We start from the raw sequence: 21,935 nt of genomic DNA on the forward strand, positions 1-21,935 counted from the left end.
GATTGTAGAGTATCTTTTTCAGCATCAATTCCTATTTCCATTCTATCCCTTAGTTAAAATTTCTATCCCAATACCGATTTCAAATTACAAATATTAATGAATTTGAAAATTTCGATATATTGTACAATATAATTCCTTGATATAAAATATTAATTTTATACTATTTAAATTAAACCCTTAAAATAACCTACAAATAAAATTAAAAACAATGAGAAAAAAGAATTAAAAAATAAAAACTATAAAAAAAAATAATAGAAAAAAATGGATAAAATCAAAGTATTTTATCATTAATTAATTCAGCATTCAATATGGATGCTCCTGCAGCACCACGAATAGTATTATGACCTACAAGAACATATTTAAAGCTATTATCGAATACTTGATCTTTTCTTACCCTACCTACAGTGACAGCCATACCATTACCGGCATTTCTATCCATTCTTGGTTGTGGCCTATTCTCTTCTTCTCTGACAATCACTGGATTTTCAGGAGCAGAGAACAGATTAAGTTCTTGTGGCAAACCCTTGAAGTTAGCCATAGTCTCTTTAACATCAGCAATGTCGAAGTCATCATCCAACTCAATGAATACAGCTTCGGTATGTCCATCTATTACAGATACCCTGTGACATGATGCACTTAATTTAAAATCTGCACGCACAACATCACTGCCATCATAAGAACCTAACAAGTATAGTGATTCACTTTCCATTTTTTCTTCTTCACTGCCAATATATGGAACAATATTGTCAACAATAGCCATTGACGGAACACCATTATACCCCGCACCAGATACAGCCTGCATTGTTGATACTCTGACTGAATTTACATTAAAGTTATCAACAACAGGTTTTAATGTTAAAGCCAAAGCAATTGTTGAACAGTTAGGATTTGTAACAATGAAACCATCCCAGTCATTTTCCTTTTGCTGAGCATCAATCATATCCAAACACTCAGGATTAACTTCAGGAATAACCAATGGAATATTTTTTTTCATTCTATGTGCACTAGCATTACTTGCAACAACATAATCTTTTGCAAACTCTTTTTCAACTTTTAAAGCAAAATCTGTTGGAAGAGAAGAAAATACTATATCAACATCATTATCCATTGCATCAGGATTAGTTTCCACAACTTCAATATCTCTTACAGATTCAGGCATTTCATGATCCATGTACCAAGTGGTTGCATCTTCATATCTTTTTCCAGCAGATCGTGATGAAGCAGCCAATGCAGTTATCTCAAAATCAGGATGGTCAGCAAGCAATTGTATAAATCTTTGACCAACCATCCCAGTTGCACCAAGAATTCCAACATTTACCATACTAATCACCTAATCTAAACCTAATACATCATTCATACTGCTTACAACACCTTTTTCAGCAGTTGGAACAAATCTAATAGCTCTAATAACTCCCGCAATAAATACTTCTCTAGTATGAGCCTGGTGTTTAACTTCTATTCTTTCACCATCACCGACAAACATTACAGTATGGTCACCTACAATATCTCCACCGCGAATTGCATGAATACCTATTTCCTCTTTAGTTCTTTTACCGACCAATCCTTTTCTACCATAAACACCTACTTCTTCAGGATCACGTTCGAGAGCATCAGCAATTACTTCAAATGCAGTTACAGCAGTTCCAGAAGGTGCATCCTGTTTTTGATTATGGTGTGCTTCAATAATTTCAATATCAAAGTCATATAATAAAGGAGCCAATTTCTTTAAAGTGTTGAAAAATACATTCACACCAATAGCCATATTTGAAGAAATTACAGCAGAAACATTATTATCCTTAACATTTTTAATGTTTGATTGCATCTGCTCTTCAGAAAAACCAGTAGTTCCCACAACAACAGAAACACCACATGCAGTAGCTCTTTCAATAGTATCTACCGCAGCATGAGCTATAGTGAAATCAACAAGAACATCAGCACCAGATGTTTTTAATGCATCCTCCAAATTTTCAGAACCTGTGATTTTAACACCAATTTCACCAATTCCAGCTTGAATTCCGGCATCTTTTCCTTCAAGAGGAGTATTTGGAATTTCAATAGCTGCAACAACTTCCATGTCATCTTGTTCAGATATTTTTCTAATAATACCAGAGCCCATTCTTCCTGCAGCTCCAGTAACTGCTACTTTAATCATAATAAAACCTTTTTAAATTAAATTAGAATCTTTTAATGCTTTTTTAAGTATTTCTAAATTTTCATCTTTCATTTCCGCTAAAGGAAGTCTTAAAGGTCCTGCAGGCATACCCATAATATTCATTGCAGTTTTAACAGGTACAGGATTACTTTCTACGAAAAGAGCTCTGATAAGTTCAACCATTTCATAATGAAGTTCCATAGCTCTAGTATAATCATCATTTAAAATACTGTCAACCATTAAAACCATTCTTCTTGCATCAATGTTAGCTGAAGCACTAACTACTCCTGTTGCACCTACAGCCATTAAAGGTAAGGTTAAAGAATCTTCTCCAGAAAGTATGCTGAAGTCATCTTCAAGTCCATCATGTTGAAGAGCCCTATATATATCAGATACTTTATCCACACTTCCACTAGCTTCCTTAACTGCATCAATGTAGTCAATTTTCGCCAATTCGACAATAGTTTCAACATTCATATCCACACCGGTACGGGACGGAACATTATAAGCAATAATAGGCAATTCACTTTCTTGAGCAACAGTCCTATAATGCTCAATTAATGCATGTTGCTGTGGTTTGTTATAATATGGAGTAATCAACAATGCCCCATCAGCTCCAGCATCTGCAGCATATTTAGTAAGGTCAGCAGCTTCATAAGTGGAATTACTTCCAGTTCCAGCAATTGCATCTACTCTGCCGTTTACTTCATCGACTAAAATATCAATGATTTTTTTATGTTCTTCATGGTCAACAGTAGCAGATTCACCAGTTGTTCCAGCTCCAACCAAACCGTTAACGCCCTGGTCTATGAGATAGTTTATATTTGATCTAAAACCTTCTTCATCGATTTGTTCATTTTCATCGAATGGAGTTACCATTGCGACATATGTACCTTCAAATTTCATTCTAAAACCTCGTTAATTAAGTCACGTGCTTTTTCACCATCTTTCCAATCTACAAACAATACAATTGCAGTTTGTGAGGAAATAATTTCAACAATATTAATATCATTTTTTCTTAATGGTTCAGTAATATCAGATATGATACCAGGTTTTTCAATGATATCCGGACTGACAAACGTAATCATTGCAGTATCTCTTCCTAATGACAATGAACTCAAAACATCAGTTTCGACAACAAATTTATGTAATAAATGATATGCCTTGTTTGAATCGGATTTATCAACAAATGCAGACATTGAATTTTGAGCGGCGGAAATACCGAAAATATTGATATTTTCTGCAGCAAGGCATCCGCTTAAACCTGCAAATAATCCGCTTTTTTTAAGCATTGCTTCACCAACAACGGCAATAAGAGAAATAGGATTCTTATAAAGAGTTACACCTTTAAGTATGTCTCCTTCAAAAGGTCCAACTATACGAGTACCTTTTGAAGACAAATCACCATGTGCAAAGTTAATAATTTTCGCACTTATGAGAGGGTCTTTATATGTTAATGCATTAGGATGCAAAACTTGTGCACCATGAGTTGCCAAATCCCTCATTTCTTCAACTGAAATATGGTCAAGTAACTTTGCAGACTCTATTTTATTTGGATCTGTTGACATTACCCCTTCAACATCAGTGACTATAATAACTTCATTTGCTTCCAAACAATGACCAATTAAAAATGCGGAAACATCACTGCCCCCTCTTCCCAAAGTAGTAATCTGACCGCCAGGTCCTTTTCCTAAAAATCCACAAATGACAGGAATAATACCCTGATTTAGAAGTGTTCTAATCCCTTCCATTTTAATATCAGTAGCTTTGAAATCAATTTTAGCAGCTAAAGGATTAGAATCAGTTATTACTGGCCATAAATCACTATAAGGGTCAATAAATTGAGATTTAACGCCCAATGATTCAATAGTTGCAGAAAACAATCTGACACTTGTCAATTCACCCATAGCAACTATCTCTGCTTGTTGTTTATCTGTTAATCCGGAACCTATTGCATCATCAGATAATTCAATAAGTTCGTCAGTAGACTTATTGACTGCAGAAACTACTACAACAATCTGATTCCCTTTCATATATTCATTAACAACGGACTGAGCCGCTTTTTTAATCCTAGAACCATTACCAACCGAGGTTCCACCAAATTTTGCTACTAATAAATCCATTAATTTCACCTATTTCTTAAAGTTCATTGAAATTAAGTTAAATTTCCATAAATAAAATATACATATATATTTCTATACAATCTTATTAATAAACTTTATACTTAAACTATTTGAAAAAATATTAAAATATAGAAAATAAATGACAGAAAAAACTAAAAATACAAACAAAATTTATACAATATATAATAATTGAAAAAAAATATTAAATAAAAAAAAGAGTAAAAAGAAATATGGAAAAAGCTTATTCTTGAGTTTGTTCTAATCTCACAAGCCTTGTAACATATCCAGCGATTTTATTTCTTAAATGTTTAGTACTTACAGTAGAGTATTCCTGTACTAATTTTTTGTTTTCTTCAAAATCAGTAGTGAAAACACCTTTGTGAGTTTCAATAAGTTCTTTTGCTAAACGTTTAACAAATGAAGTTCTAATATTTCCCATTAACATTCCTCCTTAAAATTTTTTCTTGCTCAGTTTTACTTAACATAGTTAGCATATCAATGATTTGATTAATAATATCTGCATCAAGATTTCGCTCTTCAGAAACTTTCCTAATTTTATTATGTATTGCGTCTTCTCTAGACTTATCATAAATCGGAAGATCTAAAAAATCCTTTGCAACAACAATATCTTTTGCCAGAGCAGTTCTCTGAGATATTAAATCCAATAACTCATTATCAATTTCATCAATGCGATTCCTAGACTTTTTAAGAAGTTCTTCAGCTTCTTGTTTATTATTAAATATTTTTATCTCATAATCTTCAGCCAAAAAATCACCATTCTTGATAATAATGATAATAATATAATTTATTATTATCCTAGTATATAAACTATATGATTAACTCATATTATCGAACTAAATTTCAAAAAGTTTATCATCATTTTATATGACAGCACCGCATTCTTATATGAAACTGTATTAACCTTACTGATTACTTCACAAATTACAGAAGGAACTCCATTATAATCCGCCCAATCAGCCAATGTCCAGGTATGTATTCCTCCAGGATAATGAAATTTTTTATATACATTACTAGATTTAGCCAGATAATTAGTAAGTTTTACACAATTTTTAGGAGTATTAAAACCTAAAACAATGTTTAATCCCGGGTCTCCGGGACTTTCAGTACTATGGAAATCCCCATAACAGTCACATTTTAATTTAACAATTAAATTAACAATCTTATTGGAAACAGTTCCAGGAATATTAGCTACCCTATTAAAGTCGAATTCAGTTAACCTCACCTTATGATAAGCCGCTTTAATATTGACAAAAGGAATCATATAAACTGTCCCTTTAATTGGTTTTTTAGACAGATAGTTAATCAATTTCATTATTGCAACTTGAGGAGGAATTTCATTACCATGAACTCCAGCAGTCATGAAAACAGTTTTACCATTTCCACCTTTAAAAGATAACAAAGGCAATCCTTCTTTAGTAGCTGCAATAACTTTTTTAACCCAATAACTATCAGGCATGTTTTTTCGAATAAGAGGAATTTTAATATGATCTCCTTTAATGCCCCAATTTAAAACTTTTAATGAAATTTTATTATATACCATATAGATATTTTTTCCAGAAATTCCATTTACAGAGTAATAAATAATATGTTTTCCAGAATTGAAATTTAAATTTAAAGTAGCTATACCTTTAAAATTAGTGTATCTTCGGTATATTTTTTTATCAACTTTGAAAATGACCGGAACTCCCTTCATTAATTTGCCAAAATTGTCAACAACCCTCAAATAATAATTAACTTTTTTACCATAGACACTTTTGATGTTTTTTGATGCAACTCTAGATTTGAATAATTTAATAGTATTTTTACTATAACTATTCCCACAAATAACATCAATTTTATAAGTTCCAGGTTTAGATTTGATAGTTAAATAAGCAAATCCTCCAGAATCAGTTTTATTATCGAATATTTTATTATTAAATTTAAATTTAATATTTTTACCAACAACTGCATGACCAGTAGAATTTACAATTTTAATTTTGTAAACAGGATTAATCTTATAATATGCAACCAAATTTTTAGATTTGATAAAAAAAGTATCTGATTCAGTAAAGTTACTGCCAGTTGAAACTGAAGAATTATCTTCAAAACCAGAATCATTATACAAAATAGAATCCTCTTGAAAAACATTTTCAAAGGTAGAATAATTTTCAAAATTAGTATTTTCACAGATTAATTCATTATTTGTTTCATTTGCCGCTGCCGATACAGCAGAAATCGACAAAAATAAAACTATTATTAAAAAAAAATAACATTTTTTCATAGGATGACACACCCCATATTATCAACTTTAGTTTCAATAACTTTCCCATCATATTTACTCCAAGCTTCAGCAACGTCATCAATTGTTTCATCACTGACAACTGCCACAAATGAAGATCCAGTACCAGATAATCCAGAAGCAATTGCACCAGCTTCCAGTGCATCAATTGCAATAGTTGAATCGAATCCCAAAGTTGCAGAATAAATCAAACCATTTAAATTTAAGGCTTTGAAATAATCTTTTTTCTTGGCAAATTCAAAAGCTGTTTCGACCAAAGGAGCCAATAGTTTCATTCTTTCAGGATTAGAATCCCCTGATTTCGAATAAAAATTCGGCATATAAACCAAAATAGGATAATCCACCATATTTTCTTTAATGATGAATTTCCGGTTCATATTATCAGTTACAACAACACCTCCAAAATAAGATGCAGTTGCATCATCAAAAGACCCTGTGATTGTAACCTTAGCCTCAATTGATGCATCGATAGCCATATTAATAATTTCAAAATCGCCAGGAGGTTTTAAATCAAATTCTTCACATATAATAGAAGATGTAGCCTTAACAATAACATTTGATGAAGCACTGCTGCTTGAAAGGCCAGATGCCATCGGCAAATTAGATTTAGTTTTTATATCAATTCCAAAATCTTCCGCAGTGACATTATAATAATCAAATACCTTTTCAACACATAATTCCATTAAAAAGTTATCTGCACCCACATCATTGGAACATTTGATTGAATGAGGTAAAGTTTTGGCCTCGCAAACAATATCCAAACCAATTCCAAATGCTGAACCGTAACCTGTTGCTATGGCATTAATAATTGTTGCTGAACCTGGAGACCGAATTATTTTTTTCATGATTAAACCTCATCGTATGGAATTGTAATTGTGGAAAAATCCATAGCCCTATTTCTTGCATTCAATGACAGTACATATCTGAAATCATTATCAATAATCATTTTATCAATAGCACGTGCAATAGAAGATATTTTATTTGGATTTACAAGTAACCCCACATCATCAGTTATTATTTCGGTGATTCCACCAACATTACTACCAATAACCGGTTTTCCACATGCCAATGCTTCTATTAAAACCAATCCAAAACTTTCAGAATAGGACGGTAAAATTAAAACATCACAACTAGGTATTATTTTCTCAACATCGCCTCTAGAACCTGTAAATATCACATCATGAATATTCTCATCTTCAACTTTATTTTTAAGTTTTTTGAATAATGGACCGTCTCCAACAACAACCAGGTAATAATCACTGCTTGCAATCTTTTTAGCTTCGAGGAGTGAATCAACATTTTTCCTTTTAATTAAATTACCTACAAAAAGAACAATAGGTTTATCGTTTAGTTTATATTCATCCCTAAATGAATTGTTTTCTTCATTTGAAAACTTATTAACATCAACAGAGTTCCATGATAATCTTGTCTTGTTTGCAATGCCCGTAACTCCAGTAGCAATTATTTCATGCCTCAATGCATTACTTACCGCCAAAACAACATCAGCATTTTTCAACACTTTTTTAACTGGAGATCTCATAAATGGTTGTTTTTTATATAATTCAAACATATCTGAACCGTGCGCAGTCACATAAGTTTTTATCCCATGCTCCTTTCCAACTTCAACTGCAGCCGCACCGGCAGGGAATAAATAATGCCCATGAATAATGTCAATGTCCACTTTTTCAAGAAGTTCTTCCAATGCCTTTTTAGCATTCATCTTAAACATCATACCCCGTACGCCAGGAATATTGAGACCCCTAGTGCCAATAACATGAATTCCGTCAATATCCTTAATATCCTTATGAGGATATGTGATTACATAAACTTCATGACCTTGTTTTACCAGTTCTTTTGACAATGTATGAATATGAACACCGACACCACCCACATGAGGTGGAAATTGACCAACCATAGCTATTTTCATAAAATTAACTCCCATTTAATAATATTATATTTTAAAGTTGCTGTTTAAATAATTACCTTCCATATCTACCAATATCACATTCAAATCTAAATCAAAACGTTGCATACATCTTTCATGAATTGCGGAAGCTATACTATCTGAAACATCCGAAGAAAGATTTATTTCCTCCAAAATGTCCATCATATCATCAGTTGTTTTGGAGCCATATAACCTTTGTAGAGACTCTTTATCCGCTCCGCAAAGTGCTGCATGTGCAACCATTATCTCACGCCTGCCATCTGCAACCGCATGTTTTGTATCAAATATGCCTCCGGCAACTTTTATTAATTTACCCATATGTCCAAAATAAGTAAATTTAGTAATTCCTCTTTTTTCAGCCTCTTCAAACATGAAACCTACAAAATTCCCAGTTTGAACTATTTGCTCTTTAGTAATATCCAATTTTTTAAGGGCTAATTTTTCACCAATATTACCCGGAACAAAAACCAAATCATCAATATCTGATGCAATAGCCACATCAATTTGAGTGACAATGGAATTTTTATATGCTTCACTGGACATGGATCTTGCAATACCAGTAGTTCCAAGGATAGATATTCCTCCTACAATGCCCAATTTAGGATTCATTGTCTTTTTTGCGATTTTTTCTCCTTCAGGAATGGAAATGGTAACCTTGGCAACTTTACCTTCAGGTATTCTATCCGACAAATTTTTTAAAATCATTTTGCGCGGAACCGGATTTATTGCATATTCCCCAACAGGAATTTGAAGACCCGGTTTTGTAATTTTTCCAACGCCTTCCCCTCCTGTGATAATAACATTTGACGATTCATCGGATTTGTCCAACAATTCCACAGTAGCAACAATTGCCAAATCCACAGTCACATCAGGGTCATTATAAGGATTTTTATGAGCTACAGCATACGCTTTAAAAGAAGATAATTTTTTACACTCATCAATAATAATATCCAATGTTTTTTTAGGAGTTTCAACGTTAACACAAGCAATATCTTCTGAATCCAAAAGTATATCCAAAGCGGCTAAAGAACAAGCAGTGGCAATGGTGCCTGTTGTAACCCCCACATAATTATCATCAGTCATTTTTAACAAAAAAAGAATAAAAAAGAGAGAATCTATAAAGATTCAAGTTTTTCTATAAGTTCCGCATCACTTGGTGCGCCTACAAAAGCCACATCACCATCGATGACAATAGTAGGTACAGCCATAATTTGATAATTTATAGCTTTTTGTCTGTTTTCTTCACTTTCATCAATTTTTATAACTTCTACATCAATAGCATCGCCCATTTTATCTTTTGCAACTTGAGCTGCATCAATTGCAGCTGGACAATGAGGACAAGAGTTTGTTGAAAATACTTCTACTTTTATTGCCATAATATAGTCTCCATTAATTTAAGTTTTATTTAAACCTAATTTATAATAAGTGATATATAACTGTTACCACCCATTATTTGTTATCAAATGCTCTACAAATATTTATTATTAATGAAAAAATAAAAGATTAATGATTAAAATGGAAAATTTACCAACTGATATCAAAAAAATAATTAATAGCGCATATCCGTATATTGAAGAGTTCAATCCTGCTCAAAAAGCAGTTATTGAATCCGGATATTTAGATGACAAATCAAATTACATCATTTCAATACCTACAGCAAGTGGAAAAACCATTTTAGGAGTATTACCTGCACTTAAAACAATACTTGAAGGTGGAAAAGCTATATATGCCGCACCATTATTATCTATTCAAAATGAAAAAGTAAAAGAGTTTAAAGCATTTGAAGAGCACGGAATCAGAGTAGGAAAACATCCATCTAGCGCAGATTTATCAGTAATGGTTTTTGAATCATTTGATGCTTTGACAAGATTTTCATGGGATGCATTGCGTGATGTTGATACTTTAATCATCGACGAATTTCACATGATTGGTGAATACACAAGAGGACCAACACTAGAGGCAGCAATAACAAGAGCAAAAATTATTAATCCAAGTATGAGAATCATTGCCCTTTCAGCCACATTGAGAAATATCGAAGAAATTGAAGGGTGGCTTGAAGGAACCTGCGTTGAGCATGACTACAGGCCAGTCCCATTGCACAAGGAAGTACTGGATGCCGAGATGTTCAATACAAAAAATAAAAATGATGTTGTTGTAAAAGTAATTGAAAAGGCAATTAAAGATAAATCTCAAGCATTAGCATTTGTATCCACAAGAAGATTTACCGAAAGTCTGGCAACATATGTTTCAGGGAAAATAAATAAGAAAATTAATAAAGAACAAAGAAAACGATTTAAAGAAGTTTCAGAAAAATTACTTGAAGTGCCTAAGAAAAAAGGATCTCTTCCGACTAGCACATGCCTTAAACTAGCTGAAGTTGCGGAAAAAGGTGTTGCATTTCACCATGCCGGACTTTTCAATGAACAAAAAGAGATTATTGAAGATGAATTCAGAAATGGAAATATATTAATGATTACAGCTACTCCAAGTTTAATGTACGGAGTTAATTTACCATCAAAATCTGTTTTAATAAGAGACCATACACGCTGGACCAGCAACGGCCCTCAACCGATTCCAGTTTTTGATTATGAACAAATGTCCGGAAGAGCCGGAAGACCACAATATGATGATGTTGGGTACTCTTACCTCATAGCAAAAACAATAGATGAAGCCATGAACCTGGAAGAATTCTATATTGAAGGAGACATTGAATTAACAAATTCAAAACTTGTTGACAATAAGGATGCAATTTATAGACAAATTATTGCACAAATTGCATCATCACTATCAAAAAACATTGAAGATTTAACTGATTTCTTTGGAAAAACACTTTATGGTTATCAAATGAAAAACAATCCTTCAATGTCACTATTTGCTGAGGACAGCTTAAAGTATGAACTTGAAAGTGCATTACAATTCCTGCTTCAAAACGGCATTATTAGAGCAACACCAGAAGGACTTAAAACAACTGAATTCGGTAATTTAATAGCCAAATCAAATTATACTGTTGAAACCGCAGTTAAACTCAAAGAGTACATCTCAAGCATGAGCGAATTCAATGCTGATGAATTCATTTATGCATTATCTGAGACCCCAGACCTACCATTGATTTCATTTAAAGGAAGAAAATCAAAAGATCCTGTTCGTGAAAGGTTATCAGAATCAGGATTATTTGCAGTTGATATTGGAAATCCTGAAGCTACAACCGTATCATTAATTGAATGGATTAACGAAAGAAGTGAATACGAAATAGAAAATAAATACAATGTTTATTCAGCGTCAACCAGACGGTCAGCATATGAAGCATCCAGACTTATAATTTTTGCTAAAAAAACAGCTGAAGTTTTAGGAGACTATACTTACTTAAAAGACTTTGATTTCCTATCTGCAAGATTATACTACGGAGTTAAAGAAGACATCATACCCTTGGTCGTTGGAGTTAAACGTCTTGGAAGAAAAAGGGCTAGAAATGTAGTAGAGATATTTGGAAATGACTTAACAACAGTATCTGAAACAGAATTGCAAAAAATAGATGGAATAGGCCCTAAACTGGCTTCAAAAATTAAATCTTTTATAGAAAATAATTAAAAAAAAATAAAAAAGTGGGAGATTAACCTCCTCCCTCAGCAACACTAGAATCCATTTGATAACTTTCGAAATCTAAGGTTTTATCTTTTAATGAATCAATATCAATCTCATCATCACCATCATCTTCAAAAGATTTTTTCTTTAAATCTTTCTCATCAAGCAATTCCACTAATTTTGAGCGATACCACAAGTTAGTTTTCTCAATCTTTACCCAATCAATGTCATCTTTTGTTTTCATGTCAATAACTTCACCAATTGTTCCGGTATCAACATATCTGACATGATTGCCAAGAGCAATTTCTTTATCTCTTGCATCAAAAACCATAATATAACCTATAGATTAATTTATTCATCATCTTCGATTTCGACAGTAGTAGCTTCAACTTCGTCTACTTCAATTTCTTTAGTGATTTCTTTGTTTAAAATAACATATGCACCGATAGTTGCAATATCCTCAAAATTAATTTCAAGTTCATCTTTAGAGAATAAGTTTTTTTGTAATGTTAAAACAATAGTTTCGATTTTTCCAGTTTCTGTGTCAAAATCAACATTATCTATTTTACCAACTTCGTTTGCATTTTTATCTAAAACTGTGGAACCTACAAATTCTTTAATTTTCATAGTATCACCTTTTTATTATACATTTATTTTTGAATATTATATAATAAAACATTAACTATTAATAATAAACAGATATATAAAAGTAACTATTAATTTAACGAATGGTGTGAGAAATGGAAAAAGCATGTCGGACAATAATTAATGATATTCTAAATAGTAAAATATCCACTCGACGTGAATTAGAAGTTGAAAAAAGACAACTTTGCCGTGATTTAAAATTATCACGATTTATGAGCAATGCAGACATTTTGGAATATGCGAAACCTGAAGAAAAGGAAATTGTTTCAGGAATCCTAAAGAAAAAGCCTACAAGAACAATGTCTGGTGTTGCCATTGTTGCTGTAATGTGCCATCCGCACAAATGCCCTCATGGAAGATGTTTTTACTGCCCAGAAAGTGATATAGCACCCCCAAGTTATACCGGTGAAGAACCGGCGGCCCTAAGGGGCAGAATGTATGAATTTCACCCATATGTTCAATGCTTCAACAGATTAAAACAACTTAAAAAAATTGGACATCCAATTGATAAGGTGGAACTGATTATAATGGGAGGAACATTTCCATCCAGAGACTTATGTTATCAGCAATGGTTTACTTCACAATGCCTGAAAGCCATGACCGATTTTGGATTGATACTTGAAAATAAACCTAAAAATTATGATTATAACTTAGATTATGATGAAATCAGAACATTTGAAAAGGGAGTTTTCAAAACTTATCCTCCAAGCGATTATGTTTTGATAGATGACATTCAAAAATCAAATGAAAATTCCAAAGTCAGATGTGTTGGAATGACATTTGAAACACGCCCAGACTATTGTAAAAAAGAGCACATAAACAGAATGTTAGATTTTGGAGTTACAAGAGTCGAACTTGGCGTTCAGACATTATCCGACGAATTATATAAAAAAATTAAAAGAGGACATACCATTGCAGATGTGATTGAAGCAAATCAGCTTTTAAGAGATTCCGCAATAAAAGTAGCCATGCATATGATGCCTGGATTGTTTGTTGATGAAAAACAGGATTTAAAGATGTTTAAACAGTTATTTAGTGATGACAATTTCAAGCCAGATATGCTTAAAATCTACCCTTGCCTAGTTACTGCAGGAAGCGAACTGTATGATTTGTGGAAAAATGGAGGGTATGAACCATACACCGATGAGGAAGCAGTTGAATTAATCGTTAAAATTAAAAAAATCCTTCCAAAATGGGTTAGGACAATGAGAATTCAAAGAGACATACCGTCAACACTAATTGAAGCAGGAGTTAAAAAATCAAATCTTGGAGAACTAGTATACAACCAACTTGAAGAAAATCACATTAATTGCCAATGCATACGATGCCGTGAAATTGGCCATAAGAAAACATCCAAAGAATATGAATTGGATGACTTCGAAATGTTTAAAGAAACATATAATGCATGTAATGGAGAAGAAAACTTTTTATCTATAGAAGACATTAACGAAGAAAGCATTGCCGGATTTTTAAGATTGCGATTCCCTTCAAAAAATCACTTCAGAAATGAAATAACTGATAAAACAGCATTAGTCCGTGAACTGCATGTTTATGGCAATATGATAAAAATCGGAGATAAAAATCCGAAAATTGGCCAACATACCGGATTTGGTGAAAAACTTCTTAAAGAAGCTGAAAATTTATCCCTTGAAAATGGTAAAGAAGAAATTGCCATAATTAGTGGAATTGGATCCAGAAATTATTATCGTAAATTCGGATATGAAAAAATTGGACCATATATGATGAAAAAGTTAATATGAAAATATTTAAATAGTTCATTCGTATAAATACTAACTAATTATAAGAGAGTGGTAATGATGTATAATATAAAAAATTCTAAAGAATTAGCCGGATATATCAATTATGCTAATTTAAACAATATTATTACAGAAAAAGAAATGAAAGAATTTCTTGAAAAAGCTAAAGAATCAACTTTTAATTCTGTAGTTGTCTCACCAACATATGTTTCATTAGCTAAAGAAGTTTTAGCTGATACAGACATTAAAGTTGGAAGTGTTGTCGGATTTCCATTAGGTTTTGAAAATACTGAAAGCAAAGTTTCAGAAGCAAAAACCTTACTGAATCAGGGAGCTGATGAATTAGAAGTTGTAATTAACTTAAGTTATTTAAAAGACAAAAAATACAAACTAATCGGAAAAGAAATTGAAGCCATTAAAGAGGTTATGGGCGATAAAATCTTAAAGGCAAATATTGAAGTTAAAGCTCTTGAAGATGCAGAAAAATCTGCAGTGGCCCAAGTTGTTCAAAAAGCGGGTGCAGACTTTATTAAAACAGCAACAGGATTTGTAAGTCCGTGTCACATTTATGAAATTGTAAATGACATTAACATTATCCAAAAATACGCTCCAAAAATCAAAATTGAAATATTTGGTGGAGTAGACAGTTATAAACTAGCCAACCAGGTCCTAACTGCTGGAGCAGATAAAATTTCCAGTAATCACGGATATGAAATCGTGAAAAGATACAAAGAATTAAGGGAAAACACCCAAGTAAAACCAAAACCAATTACCTTATAAAAATAAGGTAAACCATCCCATTTTTATTCGATAGATGAAAAAATCTAAAAAAGATTATTATCATTAAATTATATGAAAAATAATCAAAAGTTAATTTTAATTGATAAATTACTAATAAAAATAAAACCTTCACCAATTATAAAAATATCTTGAGAAATAGTAATAAAAGTAATGCCATGGGCCGGACTTGAACCAGCGACATCTAGATCTTCAGTCTAGCGTTCTCCCATCTGAACTACCATGGCATATGGACCGAACGAGATTCGAACTCGTGATCTCCTCCACGTCAAAGAGGAATCATACCCCTAGACCACCGGTCCTATACAACATACAATAATTTGTAAAAAGTAATATATAAAGTTTACCATATAGGGCGGTGATGAAAATAAAATTAAAAATAAAAAAAATTGACCAAGAAAAATGGCCAATAGATTTTATTATATAAAGCTTTTTTTAGAAAATAACTAACTAACAAATCTATTTGATTGCTAATTTGATATCTTCAGCTTTTACAGTTTTTCTACCAGCGTGGCGTGCGAAATTAACAGCTTTTTGTGCGATTTCGTCACCTTTTTCTTCTAATGCTTCAGCTAATGCAATTTTTGCATCGTCACTAATTCTTTGTGCGCCAGCATTTTTTAAGATACGACCGACTGGTGCGATTGGTAATTCACTCATTATGACACCTCCAATTAAAAGATAGTATACAATAGTATATAAAGGTATCGGTAAAACTGAATATTCAATCCCTATATTATAGTAGTGCACCTATCCTAAAATGCTTTTGAATATTGGAAAAAAATATTAATAATACAAATAATTAAAGGGTAAAAATTAGGTAAAAATATAAAAATAAGAAAAAATAAAATAAAAAAAATATTATTTTGCCAATTCGCTTTTAAGATAAGTAGAAGTTGCTTCAGTTATCTTTACTTTAACAAAAGTTCCCAATTCAACATCATCAACAATTACTGGAATATATGAATCAGTTTTAGCAATAAAACCACCTTTAGAACCTTTTTCAACAACCAACACATTTTGATAAGATCCCACAAGTTCCTTGTTTTCATCTTCAGTTATTTTTGATTTGATTTCTGATAAAAATTTAGAACGTTTCTTCATTACAGGTCGAGGAATTTCTTCAAGTGATGAAGAGATTGCGCCTTTTCTGTGCTGATATTTTGACAAATGAATCAAACTTGGTTTGGCTTTCTTGAGAAATTCAACAGTTAACTCAAAATCTTCATCAGTTTCAGTAGGATAACCAACAATGATATCCACAGCCAAAGTCAAATCAGGAATTTCACTTTTAAATTTGGACAATATGTCAAGATACTGTTCAATGCTATGACCTCTCCTCATTTCTGATAAAACCTTATTACTGCCAGATTGTATCGGCAAATGGATAAAATTATATACCTTAGGATGTTTAATTGCTTCAATTATTTCATCAACATCATTTAAAATGTTTTTAGGATGCATCATTCCAACACGAACACGGAAATCTCCCTCCAAATTTGCCACTTCTTTAATTAAATCAAATAATTTTTCACCACTATCCTTGCCAAAAGCGGCAGTGTCTTGAGCAGTTAACTGAATTTCACATGCACCATTTTCAATAGCTTCCTTTGCTTCCGCAACAATATCTTTAATTGGATAACTATTTAAAGGTCCACGAGCAAAACGAGTGCAGCAAAATGTACATGCACCCAAACAACCCTCACAAATTTGAATAATATGAATCAAACCATTATCTATAAGTTTAGGAACACCAACTTTACTTTCTTTTGTAAATCCTGTTTCACGGATTATTTCACCACAATAAGTCCCGTTAACAACATCTGCAGACTTATTTAACTGATGCGGCCCAATCCATGAACAATTTGGACCAATCTTCTCTAGTTTTTCGGGATCAATTTCAACCATACACCCGCTGACGATAATTTTTTTATCCGGAAATTCTTCCTGAAGCTTTTGAATCTTATAAACAACCTTATTTTCAGTAGGCAGTTTAACATAGCAGGTATTTACAATAACAACATCAGCCTGTTCGATAGAATCTACAATATCAATATCATTTTCAACAAGCACCCCCGCCATAATCTGTGCATCAGCTTTATTGAATGTACATCCGTAAGAATCAATATAAACTTTCATATTCTATTCTCTATTAGTTTTTTTAACAATGTCCTTTGTCAAATCATAGTCAAAATTATTGAATTTGACAGGCTTTGAGTAAACTCTTTTTATTACTCCAGCTTTAGCAAAACCTGAAGTTAGTTTTCTTTCTTGAGTTTTGATAACATGCACTTTAACTATATGTTTTTCAATTTTAACAACATCACCAGGAGCAATTTCAAAATCCCTATCCAAATCTATTTTATAGGAATCTACATCTCCATGCAAATCTACTGAAAATCCAATACGAGCGGGGATTTCTACAGAAGATGCCCAAATTGTAGTAATATCTTCAATTTTGGATTTTTTCACTCTTTTATCATTTACTTCTATGCTTGTTACTTCAACTTGACCTAAATCAGAAAGTAGCACATCTCCAACTTTTAACTCATCACTTGGAGATAAATCAATAGTAGTTTTATGAGATTTATCTTGTTCTGAAATAATTAATCTGTAAGGTTCTGGTTTTTTAGCAGTAAACATGTCTTTAAAGACATGCCCGCATGATTCACATCTAATCAGATATTCTTCCATAATCTTCTTCTTAGATGATTTCTGCTTTGAATTTAAAATTTCAACATCATCAGAACCACAAACTGGACAATCCATTTTTATGCCTCCTAATTAAAATAAATTATTCTTTATCATTCAGATAATGGTTGACCAAACCACCATCTTCCAAAATATTCAACATGAATTCTTTAAAAGGTTCAAAGGTGGTTGAATCACCAGTAGTTTCATTTACCAATGTTCCTTTTGACAAATCAATATTAATAATGTCTCCATCTTTTGCCTCAATATCAGAAACAATAACAGGCAGACCGATATTGATAGCATTTCTATAAAATATTCTTGCAAAAGATTTAGCCACAATTGCATCCACACCGGCTGTTTTAATGGCAACAGGTGCTTGTTCTCTGGATGAACCACAGCCAAAGTTTTCATCTGCAACAATAATATCTCCCTTTTGCACATTTTTAGTGAAATCGGGTCTTTCTCCTTCCAAAACATGGTCAGCCAAATCCTGAGGATTGAAAGTCCTTAAATATCTTCCAGGAATAATCACATCAGTATCAATGTTTTCCCCAAAAGTCCATGTTTTTCCTTTAATAATATCCATAAGCATCACTATAATAATAAATTAATTAATAAAAAAACGAGTATTTGGGATAAGCCCAAATACAAAATAAGACAGGTGATTTTTTGTTTTAAATGTTTATTTCTTTTGTTTTAAAGGTTGAGCGAATTTTTGTTCTACGCTTTCACGATACATTGAATTCATAGTACAGAATGGGATAATTCTACCGTCAGGTGTTGCATAGTGAATAACGCACTTTTTAACTCTATCTTCATCAAAGTTAAATGGATCCATGAAATGCATGCATGAAATAAGCATTGAATCTTTTGAAAAGTCTCCTAAAGCATCATAATCCCCTTTAGCGAAAACATTAACCAATATTTTTACAATATCCAAATCTTTAGGAGTTTTGCTAGGATGAACCATTTTGGCAAGATTAGCTGTTAAACCAGCAATAACTCTTTTACGGGATCCAAATTTACCCTTTTTAAGTTTTTCATTATATTCTTTTGCTTTATTAAACAAATCCTCTACATCAATGAAATCAGTAATCGGAATCAACTTGTCTTTTCCGTCACCTTCAGTTTTTTCTCTGAACACATATGTTGCTATTCCGCAGTGTTCATGACAGTTCAATGTAACTTTTGCAGAGTCTTCACCATCCAACAAGGAAATCAATTCTGCAATCGGTTCAACACTTGATGGTGGATAAAATGAACTGGTTGGAACTTGGCCATCAGTTTCCTTTTCAATGATATTGACGAAGTCAGGAATAGTTATCCTTTGTTCTTCAACATGGTCTGCAGGTGTTCTTCCAGCAAATGAAACCGGTTGGAAATTGACACCATAAATATTTTCGTTGTGGTCAAATGCGAATTTAATGATTTCACCCACCTGATGGTCGTTTACTCCTTTGACCAATGTAGGTACAAGCACAACACCCAAACCAACTTTTCTACAGTTTTCAATAGCATCAAGTTTGAACGGAAGTAAGTCCTTACCCCTGTTGTTAATATAAGGTTCAGGAGTTACACCATCAAAAGCAAGGTAAACAGTATTTAATCCGGCTTCCTTAAGTTCTTTAGCCAAACTTTCTTTTTTAGCTAACCTTATACCATTAGTTGCAATTTGAACATGAGTAAAACCTTCTTCCTTTGCCATTTTAACAAGTTCAACAATGTCTTTTCTGACTGTAGGTTCCCCACCGGCATATTGAATAGCTGGACATGGATGAGGTTTCAAATTTCTTAAATTCCTAAGCATTTGCCTTATCTCATCTTGAGAAGGCTCGTATTTGTATCCTGCAGCAGCAGCATTAGCAAAACAAACAGGACATCTTAAATTACATCTATTGGTAACATCGATTAAACCTAAAACAGTTGATGTTTCATGTTTGGAACATAATCCACAATTACTTGGACAAGCACCCAAATCGTCCACACAAGGATTTTCAACTTTTGTTACAGTAGGAATAAAATCTTCCATTCGATTATATAATTCCTCATCACTCCAGTAAGTGTTAATGAATTCCCCATGTTCATCACAGGTTTTTTTGATGAAAATTTTACCATCCTCATCATAAACCTCTGCTTTTAAAGGTTTACCGCATTCAGGGCATAAACTTTTTGTATCTTTTATTTTCAAAAAAATCACCTTCACTAACAATATTGCATCATTAGTATAACTTACATAATATAATATATTTAAAACAATATAATATTTATACTTAATTAATATATACTAGTTTAAACAAATAATTAGTAAAGTAAAATGGAGAATTATCTAATGGATTTAAATATATTCCTATTGGCTTGTATTACAACATTGTATTTCCTCCTTCCAGCTTATTTTTCTAATGGAGGAGCTTTAGCATTTGGTGGAGGAACACCAGTTGATTTTAGAAAAAAAGACAATAAAGGCAATCGTTGGATTGGTAACGGAGTAACCTGGAGAGGTTTAATTGCAGGAACACTAATTGGGATGATTACAGGAGCCGTCCAAGGATACCTTGCCCCAACAATAATTCAAGAAATCGGACAATATCTGGTTACACCAATCATAACTGACATTGCCAGCGGAATATTAATCGGATTTTTGCTAGGATTTGGTGCAATGTTAGGTGATGCATTAGGAAGTTTCTTAAAAAGAAGAATTGGAATTGAAAGAGGAAAACCTGCTCCAATTTTAGATCAATTAGATTTCGTGATAATTGCATTAATACTCGTATCCCCAATAGTTAAATTAAACTTACTGTTTGTAACAATTGCAATTATTTTAACATTAGCAATCCACCTAATAGCAAACGGAGGAGCTTATCTGCTCGGTTTAAAAGACGTTTGGTATTAAAAAAAGATTAAGAGAATTGACTCTCTTATTTCAAATATTTTTCCATCATCACAGCAGTTCCAACAGCTGGCGCAACAGTACATTCATCATCAGTTAAAATATCACCCATAGACTTAACTTCAAGGTTCAACAATTCAGCTGCTTTTTTATCTAAAATATCTTTGCCCAATCCTGTAGTGACGATTAAATCCAATTCCTGAGTTTGTGAAACCTGTTTTAAACCATCAGCAATTTGTTCTACTTGTTTTTGATGAATAAATTTACACATTTCAATAATATCATCCATTGACAACATTTCCAAATCAGCGCAAACAACACGAGCAATCCTTCGGGCACATTCTATTTTTGATTTGCCCTCTCCATCAAAAGTATCACAGATATAATCATCTTCACTGATTAAATCTAAAACCATATATACATCAGCAGTTTGTGCAAATAGCTCAGAAGCAACACGATATTCTTTGTCATTTAATTCAACTTTATCCAAAAAGCTAGCCAGATTTGTTCTTAAAGTTCCTGTATAAACCAGCTCACCAGTAGCAGATCTGTCGAAATCAGATTTACCTATAGCGCATTCCTTACCATTCTTAATAGGTATGATATCTGTGGTAGTACTTCCAGTATCAATGAAAATACAGTTATCTGAAATTAAAGTAGCAATTTGAGTGGTTGCAATCCAATTTGCAGCTGCTGCCTTAAGAGGAGTCTTTTCGATTTCATCTTTTGACATCAACCCATCAATTCCCACATAAGCCACGGGACAGTCAAATGTTTCCTCACATTTTCTTACAACATCCAAAACACCATCTTTTTTTGTATCATATGCATCGACAAGTTCGGCAGTCATTGAAATTCCAACTGCATCAATATCACTAACAGGACAGATATGTTCAATAAGTTCAATCAGTACTTCTGACAAATCATCATTATTGCTCCACATAGGGAGATATGCAAAATCAACTTCAATATTTTTTATTTCCCCATTTTCAAAATCAATTACTGCCAAATCAGTGTTTGCACCACCAATATCAAAACCAGCTATTTTCATGA

At 32.5% G+C, this 21,935-nt stretch carries 23 protein-coding genes and 2 tRNA genes; 4 read left to right on the top strand and 21 right to left on the bottom strand.

The window, feature by feature from the left end:
• Nucleotides 1-271 precede the first annotated feature (271 nt).
• The 11 genes from asd to Q0P94_RS06695 all read right to left on the bottom strand — a co-directional run bounded on the left by asd (nucleotide 272) and on the right by Q0P94_RS06695 (nucleotide 9,895).
• Nucleotides 272-1,321, bottom strand: coding sequence for an aspartate-semialdehyde dehydrogenase (gene asd / locus Q0P94_RS06645; RefSeq protein ID WP_295114973.1), 1,050 nt, complete (start codon nucleotides 1,319-1,321; stop codon nucleotides 272-274).
• Between the two features lie 9 nt (nucleotides 1,322-1,330).
• Nucleotides 1,331-2,152: a 4-hydroxy-tetrahydrodipicolinate reductase gene (dapB, locus tag Q0P94_RS06650; protein WP_295114975.1), complete on the bottom strand. Its 822-nt coding sequence runs from the start codon at nucleotides 2,150-2,152 to the stop codon at nucleotides 1,331-1,333.
• 12 nt (nucleotides 2,153-2,164) lie between these two features.
• Nucleotides 2,165-3,058, bottom strand: coding sequence for a 4-hydroxy-tetrahydrodipicolinate synthase (gene dapA, locus Q0P94_RS06655; RefSeq protein ID WP_295114977.1), 894 nt, complete (start codon nucleotides 3,056-3,058; stop codon nucleotides 2,165-2,167).
• On the bottom strand, nucleotides 3,055-4,275 hold the full coding sequence (locus Q0P94_RS06660; protein WP_295114979.1) for an aspartate kinase: 1,221 nt from the start codon (nucleotides 4,273-4,275) through the stop codon (nucleotides 3,055-3,057). The genes dapA and Q0P94_RS06660 overlap by 4 nt, the downstream gene beginning before the upstream one ends.
• A 241-nt stretch (nucleotides 4,276-4,516) precedes the next feature.
• Nucleotides 4,517-4,714 carry a 30S ribosomal protein S17e gene (locus tag Q0P94_RS06665; RefSeq protein ID WP_067043908.1) on the bottom strand — a complete coding sequence of 66 codons (198 nt, stop codon included), beginning with the start codon at nucleotides 4,712-4,714 and terminating at the stop codon, nucleotides 4,517-4,519.
• A complete protein-coding gene (locus Q0P94_RS06670; RefSeq protein ID WP_295114982.1) occupies nucleotides 4,701-5,042 on the bottom strand; it encodes a chorismate mutase in 342 nt (113 codons plus the stop codon). The genes Q0P94_RS06665 and Q0P94_RS06670 overlap by 14 nt, the downstream gene beginning before the upstream one ends.
• Nucleotides 5,043-5,116: 74 nt before the next feature.
• The gene (locus Q0P94_RS06675) at nucleotides 5,117-6,517 is read right to left on the bottom strand and encodes a succinylglutamate desuccinylase/aspartoacylase family protein (protein ID WP_295114984.1); all 1,401 of its coding nucleotides are present in this window, start codon (nucleotides 6,515-6,517) and stop codon (nucleotides 5,117-5,119) included.
• 35 nt (nucleotides 6,518-6,552) lie between these two features.
• Entirely contained in the window at nucleotides 6,553-7,419 is an 867-nt protein-coding gene (locus tag Q0P94_RS06680) for a shikimate kinase (protein WP_295114985.1), read from the bottom strand.
• Nucleotides 7,420-7,421: 2 nt separating this feature from the next.
• Nucleotides 7,422-8,501: a glycosyltransferase family 4 protein gene (locus Q0P94_RS06685; RefSeq protein WP_295114986.1), complete on the bottom strand. Its 1,080-nt coding sequence runs from the start codon at nucleotides 8,499-8,501 to the stop codon at nucleotides 7,422-7,424.
• Between the two features lie 24 nt (nucleotides 8,502-8,525).
• Complete coding sequence (gene cbiD / locus Q0P94_RS06690; protein ID WP_295114988.1) at nucleotides 8,526-9,602, bottom strand: cobalt-precorrin-5B (C(1))-methyltransferase CbiD; 1,077 nt, start codon at nucleotides 9,600-9,602, stop codon at nucleotides 8,526-8,528.
• Between the two features lie 32 nt (nucleotides 9,603-9,634).
• Nucleotides 9,635-9,895, bottom strand: coding sequence for a thioredoxin family protein (locus Q0P94_RS06695; protein WP_295114990.1), 261 nt, complete (start codon nucleotides 9,893-9,895; stop codon nucleotides 9,635-9,637).
• Between the two features lie 130 nt (nucleotides 9,896-10,025).
• Between Q0P94_RS06695 and Q0P94_RS06700 the strand changes: the two genes are divergently transcribed.
• Nucleotides 10,026-12,107 (top strand): DEAD/DEAH box helicase, encoded by a 2,082-nt coding sequence (locus tag Q0P94_RS06700; RefSeq protein ID WP_295114992.1) that lies wholly within the window; start codon nucleotides 10,026-10,028, stop codon nucleotides 12,105-12,107.
• 22 nt (nucleotides 12,108-12,129) lie between these two features.
• Here the strand turns inward: Q0P94_RS06700 and Q0P94_RS06705 are convergent, their stop codons facing one another.
• Both Q0P94_RS06705 and Q0P94_RS06710 read right to left on the bottom strand, forming a co-directional pair.
• Nucleotides 12,130-12,432: a DUF2098 domain-containing protein gene (locus Q0P94_RS06705; RefSeq protein ID WP_295114994.1), complete on the bottom strand. Its 303-nt coding sequence runs from the start codon at nucleotides 12,430-12,432 to the stop codon at nucleotides 12,130-12,132.
• A 20-nt stretch (nucleotides 12,433-12,452) separates the two neighbouring features.
• A complete protein-coding gene (locus Q0P94_RS06710; protein ID WP_295114996.1) occupies nucleotides 12,453-12,728 on the bottom strand; it encodes a PRC-barrel domain-containing protein in 276 nt (91 codons plus the stop codon).
• Nucleotides 12,729-12,841: 113 nt separating this feature from the next.
• Between Q0P94_RS06710 and Q0P94_RS06715 the strand changes: the two genes are divergently transcribed.
• A complete protein-coding gene (locus Q0P94_RS06715) occupies nucleotides 12,842-14,506 on the top strand; it encodes a tRNA uridine(34) 5-carboxymethylaminomethyl modification radical SAM/GNAT enzyme Elp3 (protein WP_295114998.1) in 1,665 nt (554 codons plus the stop codon).
• 57 nt (nucleotides 14,507-14,563) lie between these two features.
• A complete protein-coding gene (deoC, locus tag Q0P94_RS06720; RefSeq protein ID WP_295115000.1) occupies nucleotides 14,564-15,283 on the top strand; it encodes a deoxyribose-phosphate aldolase in 720 nt (239 codons plus the stop codon).
• A gap of 172 nt (nucleotides 15,284-15,455) precedes the next feature.
• Here deoC and Q0P94_RS06725 read toward each other — a convergent pair.
• The 7 genes from Q0P94_RS06725 to tes all read right to left on the bottom strand — a co-directional run bounded on the left by Q0P94_RS06725 (nucleotide 15,456) and on the right by tes (nucleotide 20,183).
• Nucleotides 15,456-15,528 (bottom strand) — tRNA-Phe (locus tag Q0P94_RS06725).
• Nucleotides 15,529-15,531: 3 nt separating this feature from the next.
• Nucleotides 15,532-15,603: transfer RNA gene (locus Q0P94_RS06730), tRNA-Val, on the bottom strand.
• A gap of 157 nt (nucleotides 15,604-15,760) precedes the next feature.
• Entirely contained in the window at nucleotides 15,761-15,961 is a 201-nt protein-coding gene (locus tag Q0P94_RS06735; protein WP_042691314.1) for a histone family protein, read from the bottom strand.
• A 201-nt stretch (nucleotides 15,962-16,162) separates the two neighbouring features.
• The gene (locus Q0P94_RS06740) at nucleotides 16,163-17,440 is read right to left on the bottom strand and encodes a tRNA (N(6)-L-threonylcarbamoyladenosine(37)-C(2))-methylthiotransferase (RefSeq protein WP_295115003.1); all 1,278 of its coding nucleotides are present in this window, start codon (nucleotides 17,438-17,440) and stop codon (nucleotides 16,163-16,165) included.
• Between the two features lie 3 nt (nucleotides 17,441-17,443).
• On the bottom strand, nucleotides 17,444-18,070 hold the full coding sequence (locus Q0P94_RS06745) for an HVO_0476 family zinc finger protein (protein ID WP_295115004.1): 627 nt from the start codon (nucleotides 18,068-18,070) through the stop codon (nucleotides 17,444-17,446).
• Nucleotides 18,071-18,095: 25 nt separating this feature from the next.
• Complete coding sequence (gene hacB / locus Q0P94_RS06750; RefSeq protein WP_295115006.1) at nucleotides 18,096-18,581, bottom strand: homoaconitase small subunit; 486 nt, start codon at nucleotides 18,579-18,581, stop codon at nucleotides 18,096-18,098.
• A gap of 96 nt (nucleotides 18,582-18,677) precedes the next feature.
• A complete protein-coding gene (tes, locus tag Q0P94_RS06755; RefSeq protein ID WP_295115008.1) occupies nucleotides 18,678-20,183 on the bottom strand; it encodes a tetraether lipid synthase Tes in 1,506 nt (501 codons plus the stop codon).
• 141 nt (nucleotides 20,184-20,324) lie between these two features.
• Between tes and Q0P94_RS06760 the strand changes: the two genes are divergently transcribed.
• Nucleotides 20,325-20,885, top strand: coding sequence for a CDP-2,3-bis-(O-geranylgeranyl)-sn-glycerol synthase (locus Q0P94_RS06760; protein WP_295115009.1), 561 nt, complete (start codon nucleotides 20,325-20,327; stop codon nucleotides 20,883-20,885).
• A 25-nt stretch (nucleotides 20,886-20,910) separates the two neighbouring features.
• Here Q0P94_RS06760 and Q0P94_RS06765 read toward each other — a convergent pair whose 3' ends face one another.
• Nucleotides 20,911-21,933: a hydantoinase/oxoprolinase family protein gene (locus Q0P94_RS06765; protein WP_295115011.1), complete on the bottom strand. Its 1,023-nt coding sequence runs from the start codon at nucleotides 21,931-21,933 to the stop codon at nucleotides 20,911-20,913.
• Nucleotides 21,934-21,935: the final 2 nt, after the last annotated feature.

Source organism: uncultured Methanobrevibacter sp., assembly GCF_946184425.1.
GTDB lineage: Archaea > Methanobacteriota > Methanobacteria > Methanobacteriales > Methanobacteriaceae > Methanocatella.

Coding starts and splice junctions, on each gene's coding strand:
- Q0P94_RS06735 (WP_042691314.1), bottom strand. CDS start 15,961: ATGAGTGAATTACCAATCGCACCAGTCGGTCGTATCTTAAAAAATGCT.
- Q0P94_RS06665 (WP_067043908.1), bottom strand. CDS start 4,714: ATGGGAAATATTAGAACTTCATTTGTTAAACGTTTAGCAAAAGAACTT.
- cbiD (WP_295114988.1), bottom strand. CDS start 9,602: ATGACTGATGATAATTATGTGGGGGTTACAACAGGCACCATTGCCACT.
- Q0P94_RS06760 (WP_295115009.1), top strand. CDS start 20,325: ATGGATTTAAATATATTCCTATTGGCTTGTATTACAACATTGTATTTC.
- Q0P94_RS06765 (WP_295115011.1), bottom strand. CDS start 21,933: ATGAAAATAGCTGGTTTTGATATTGGTGGTGCAAACACTGATTTGGCA.
- Q0P94_RS06710 (WP_295114996.1), bottom strand. CDS start 12,728: ATGAAAATTAAAGAATTTGTAGGTTCCACAGTTTTAGATAAAAATGCA.
- hacB (WP_295115006.1), bottom strand. CDS start 18,581: ATGGATATTATTAAAGGAAAAACATGGACTTTTGGGGAAAACATTGAT.
- Q0P94_RS06705 (WP_295114994.1), bottom strand. CDS start 12,432: ATGGTTTTTGATGCAAGAGATAAAGAAATTGCTCTTGGCAATCATGTC.
- Q0P94_RS06660 (WP_295114979.1), bottom strand. CDS start 4,275: ATGGATTTATTAGTAGCAAAATTTGGTGGAACCTCGGTTGGTAATGGT.
- Q0P94_RS06745 (WP_295115004.1), bottom strand. CDS start 18,070: ATGGATTGTCCAGTTTGTGGTTCTGATGATGTTGAAATTTTAAATTCA.
- dapB (WP_295114975.1), bottom strand. CDS start 2,152: ATGATTAAAGTAGCAGTTACTGGAGCTGCAGGAAGAATGGGCTCTGGT.
- deoC (WP_295115000.1), top strand. CDS start 14,564: ATGTATAATATAAAAAATTCTAAAGAATTAGCCGGATATATCAATTAT.
- dapA (WP_295114977.1), bottom strand. CDS start 3,058: ATGAAATTTGAAGGTACATATGTCGCAATGGTAACTCCATTCGATGAA.
- Q0P94_RS06680 (WP_295114985.1), bottom strand. CDS start 7,419: ATGAAAAAAATAATTCGGTCTCCAGGTTCAGCAACAATTATTAATGCC.
- Q0P94_RS06700 (WP_295114992.1), top strand. CDS start 10,026: ATGATTAAAATGGAAAATTTACCAACTGATATCAAAAAAATAATTAAT.
- Q0P94_RS06740 (WP_295115003.1), bottom strand. CDS start 17,440: ATGAAAGTTTATATTGATTCTTACGGATGTACATTCAATAAAGCTGAT.
- asd (WP_295114973.1), bottom strand. CDS start 1,321: ATGGTAAATGTTGGAATTCTTGGTGCAACTGGGATGGTTGGTCAAAGA.
- Q0P94_RS06695 (WP_295114990.1), bottom strand. CDS start 9,895: ATGGCAATAAAAGTAGAAGTATTTTCAACAAACTCTTGTCCTCATTGT.
- Q0P94_RS06685 (WP_295114986.1), bottom strand. CDS start 8,501: ATGAAAATAGCTATGGTTGGTCAATTTCCACCTCATGTGGGTGGTGTC.
- Q0P94_RS06715 (WP_295114998.1), top strand. CDS start 12,842: ATGGAAAAAGCATGTCGGACAATAATTAATGATATTCTAAATAGTAAA.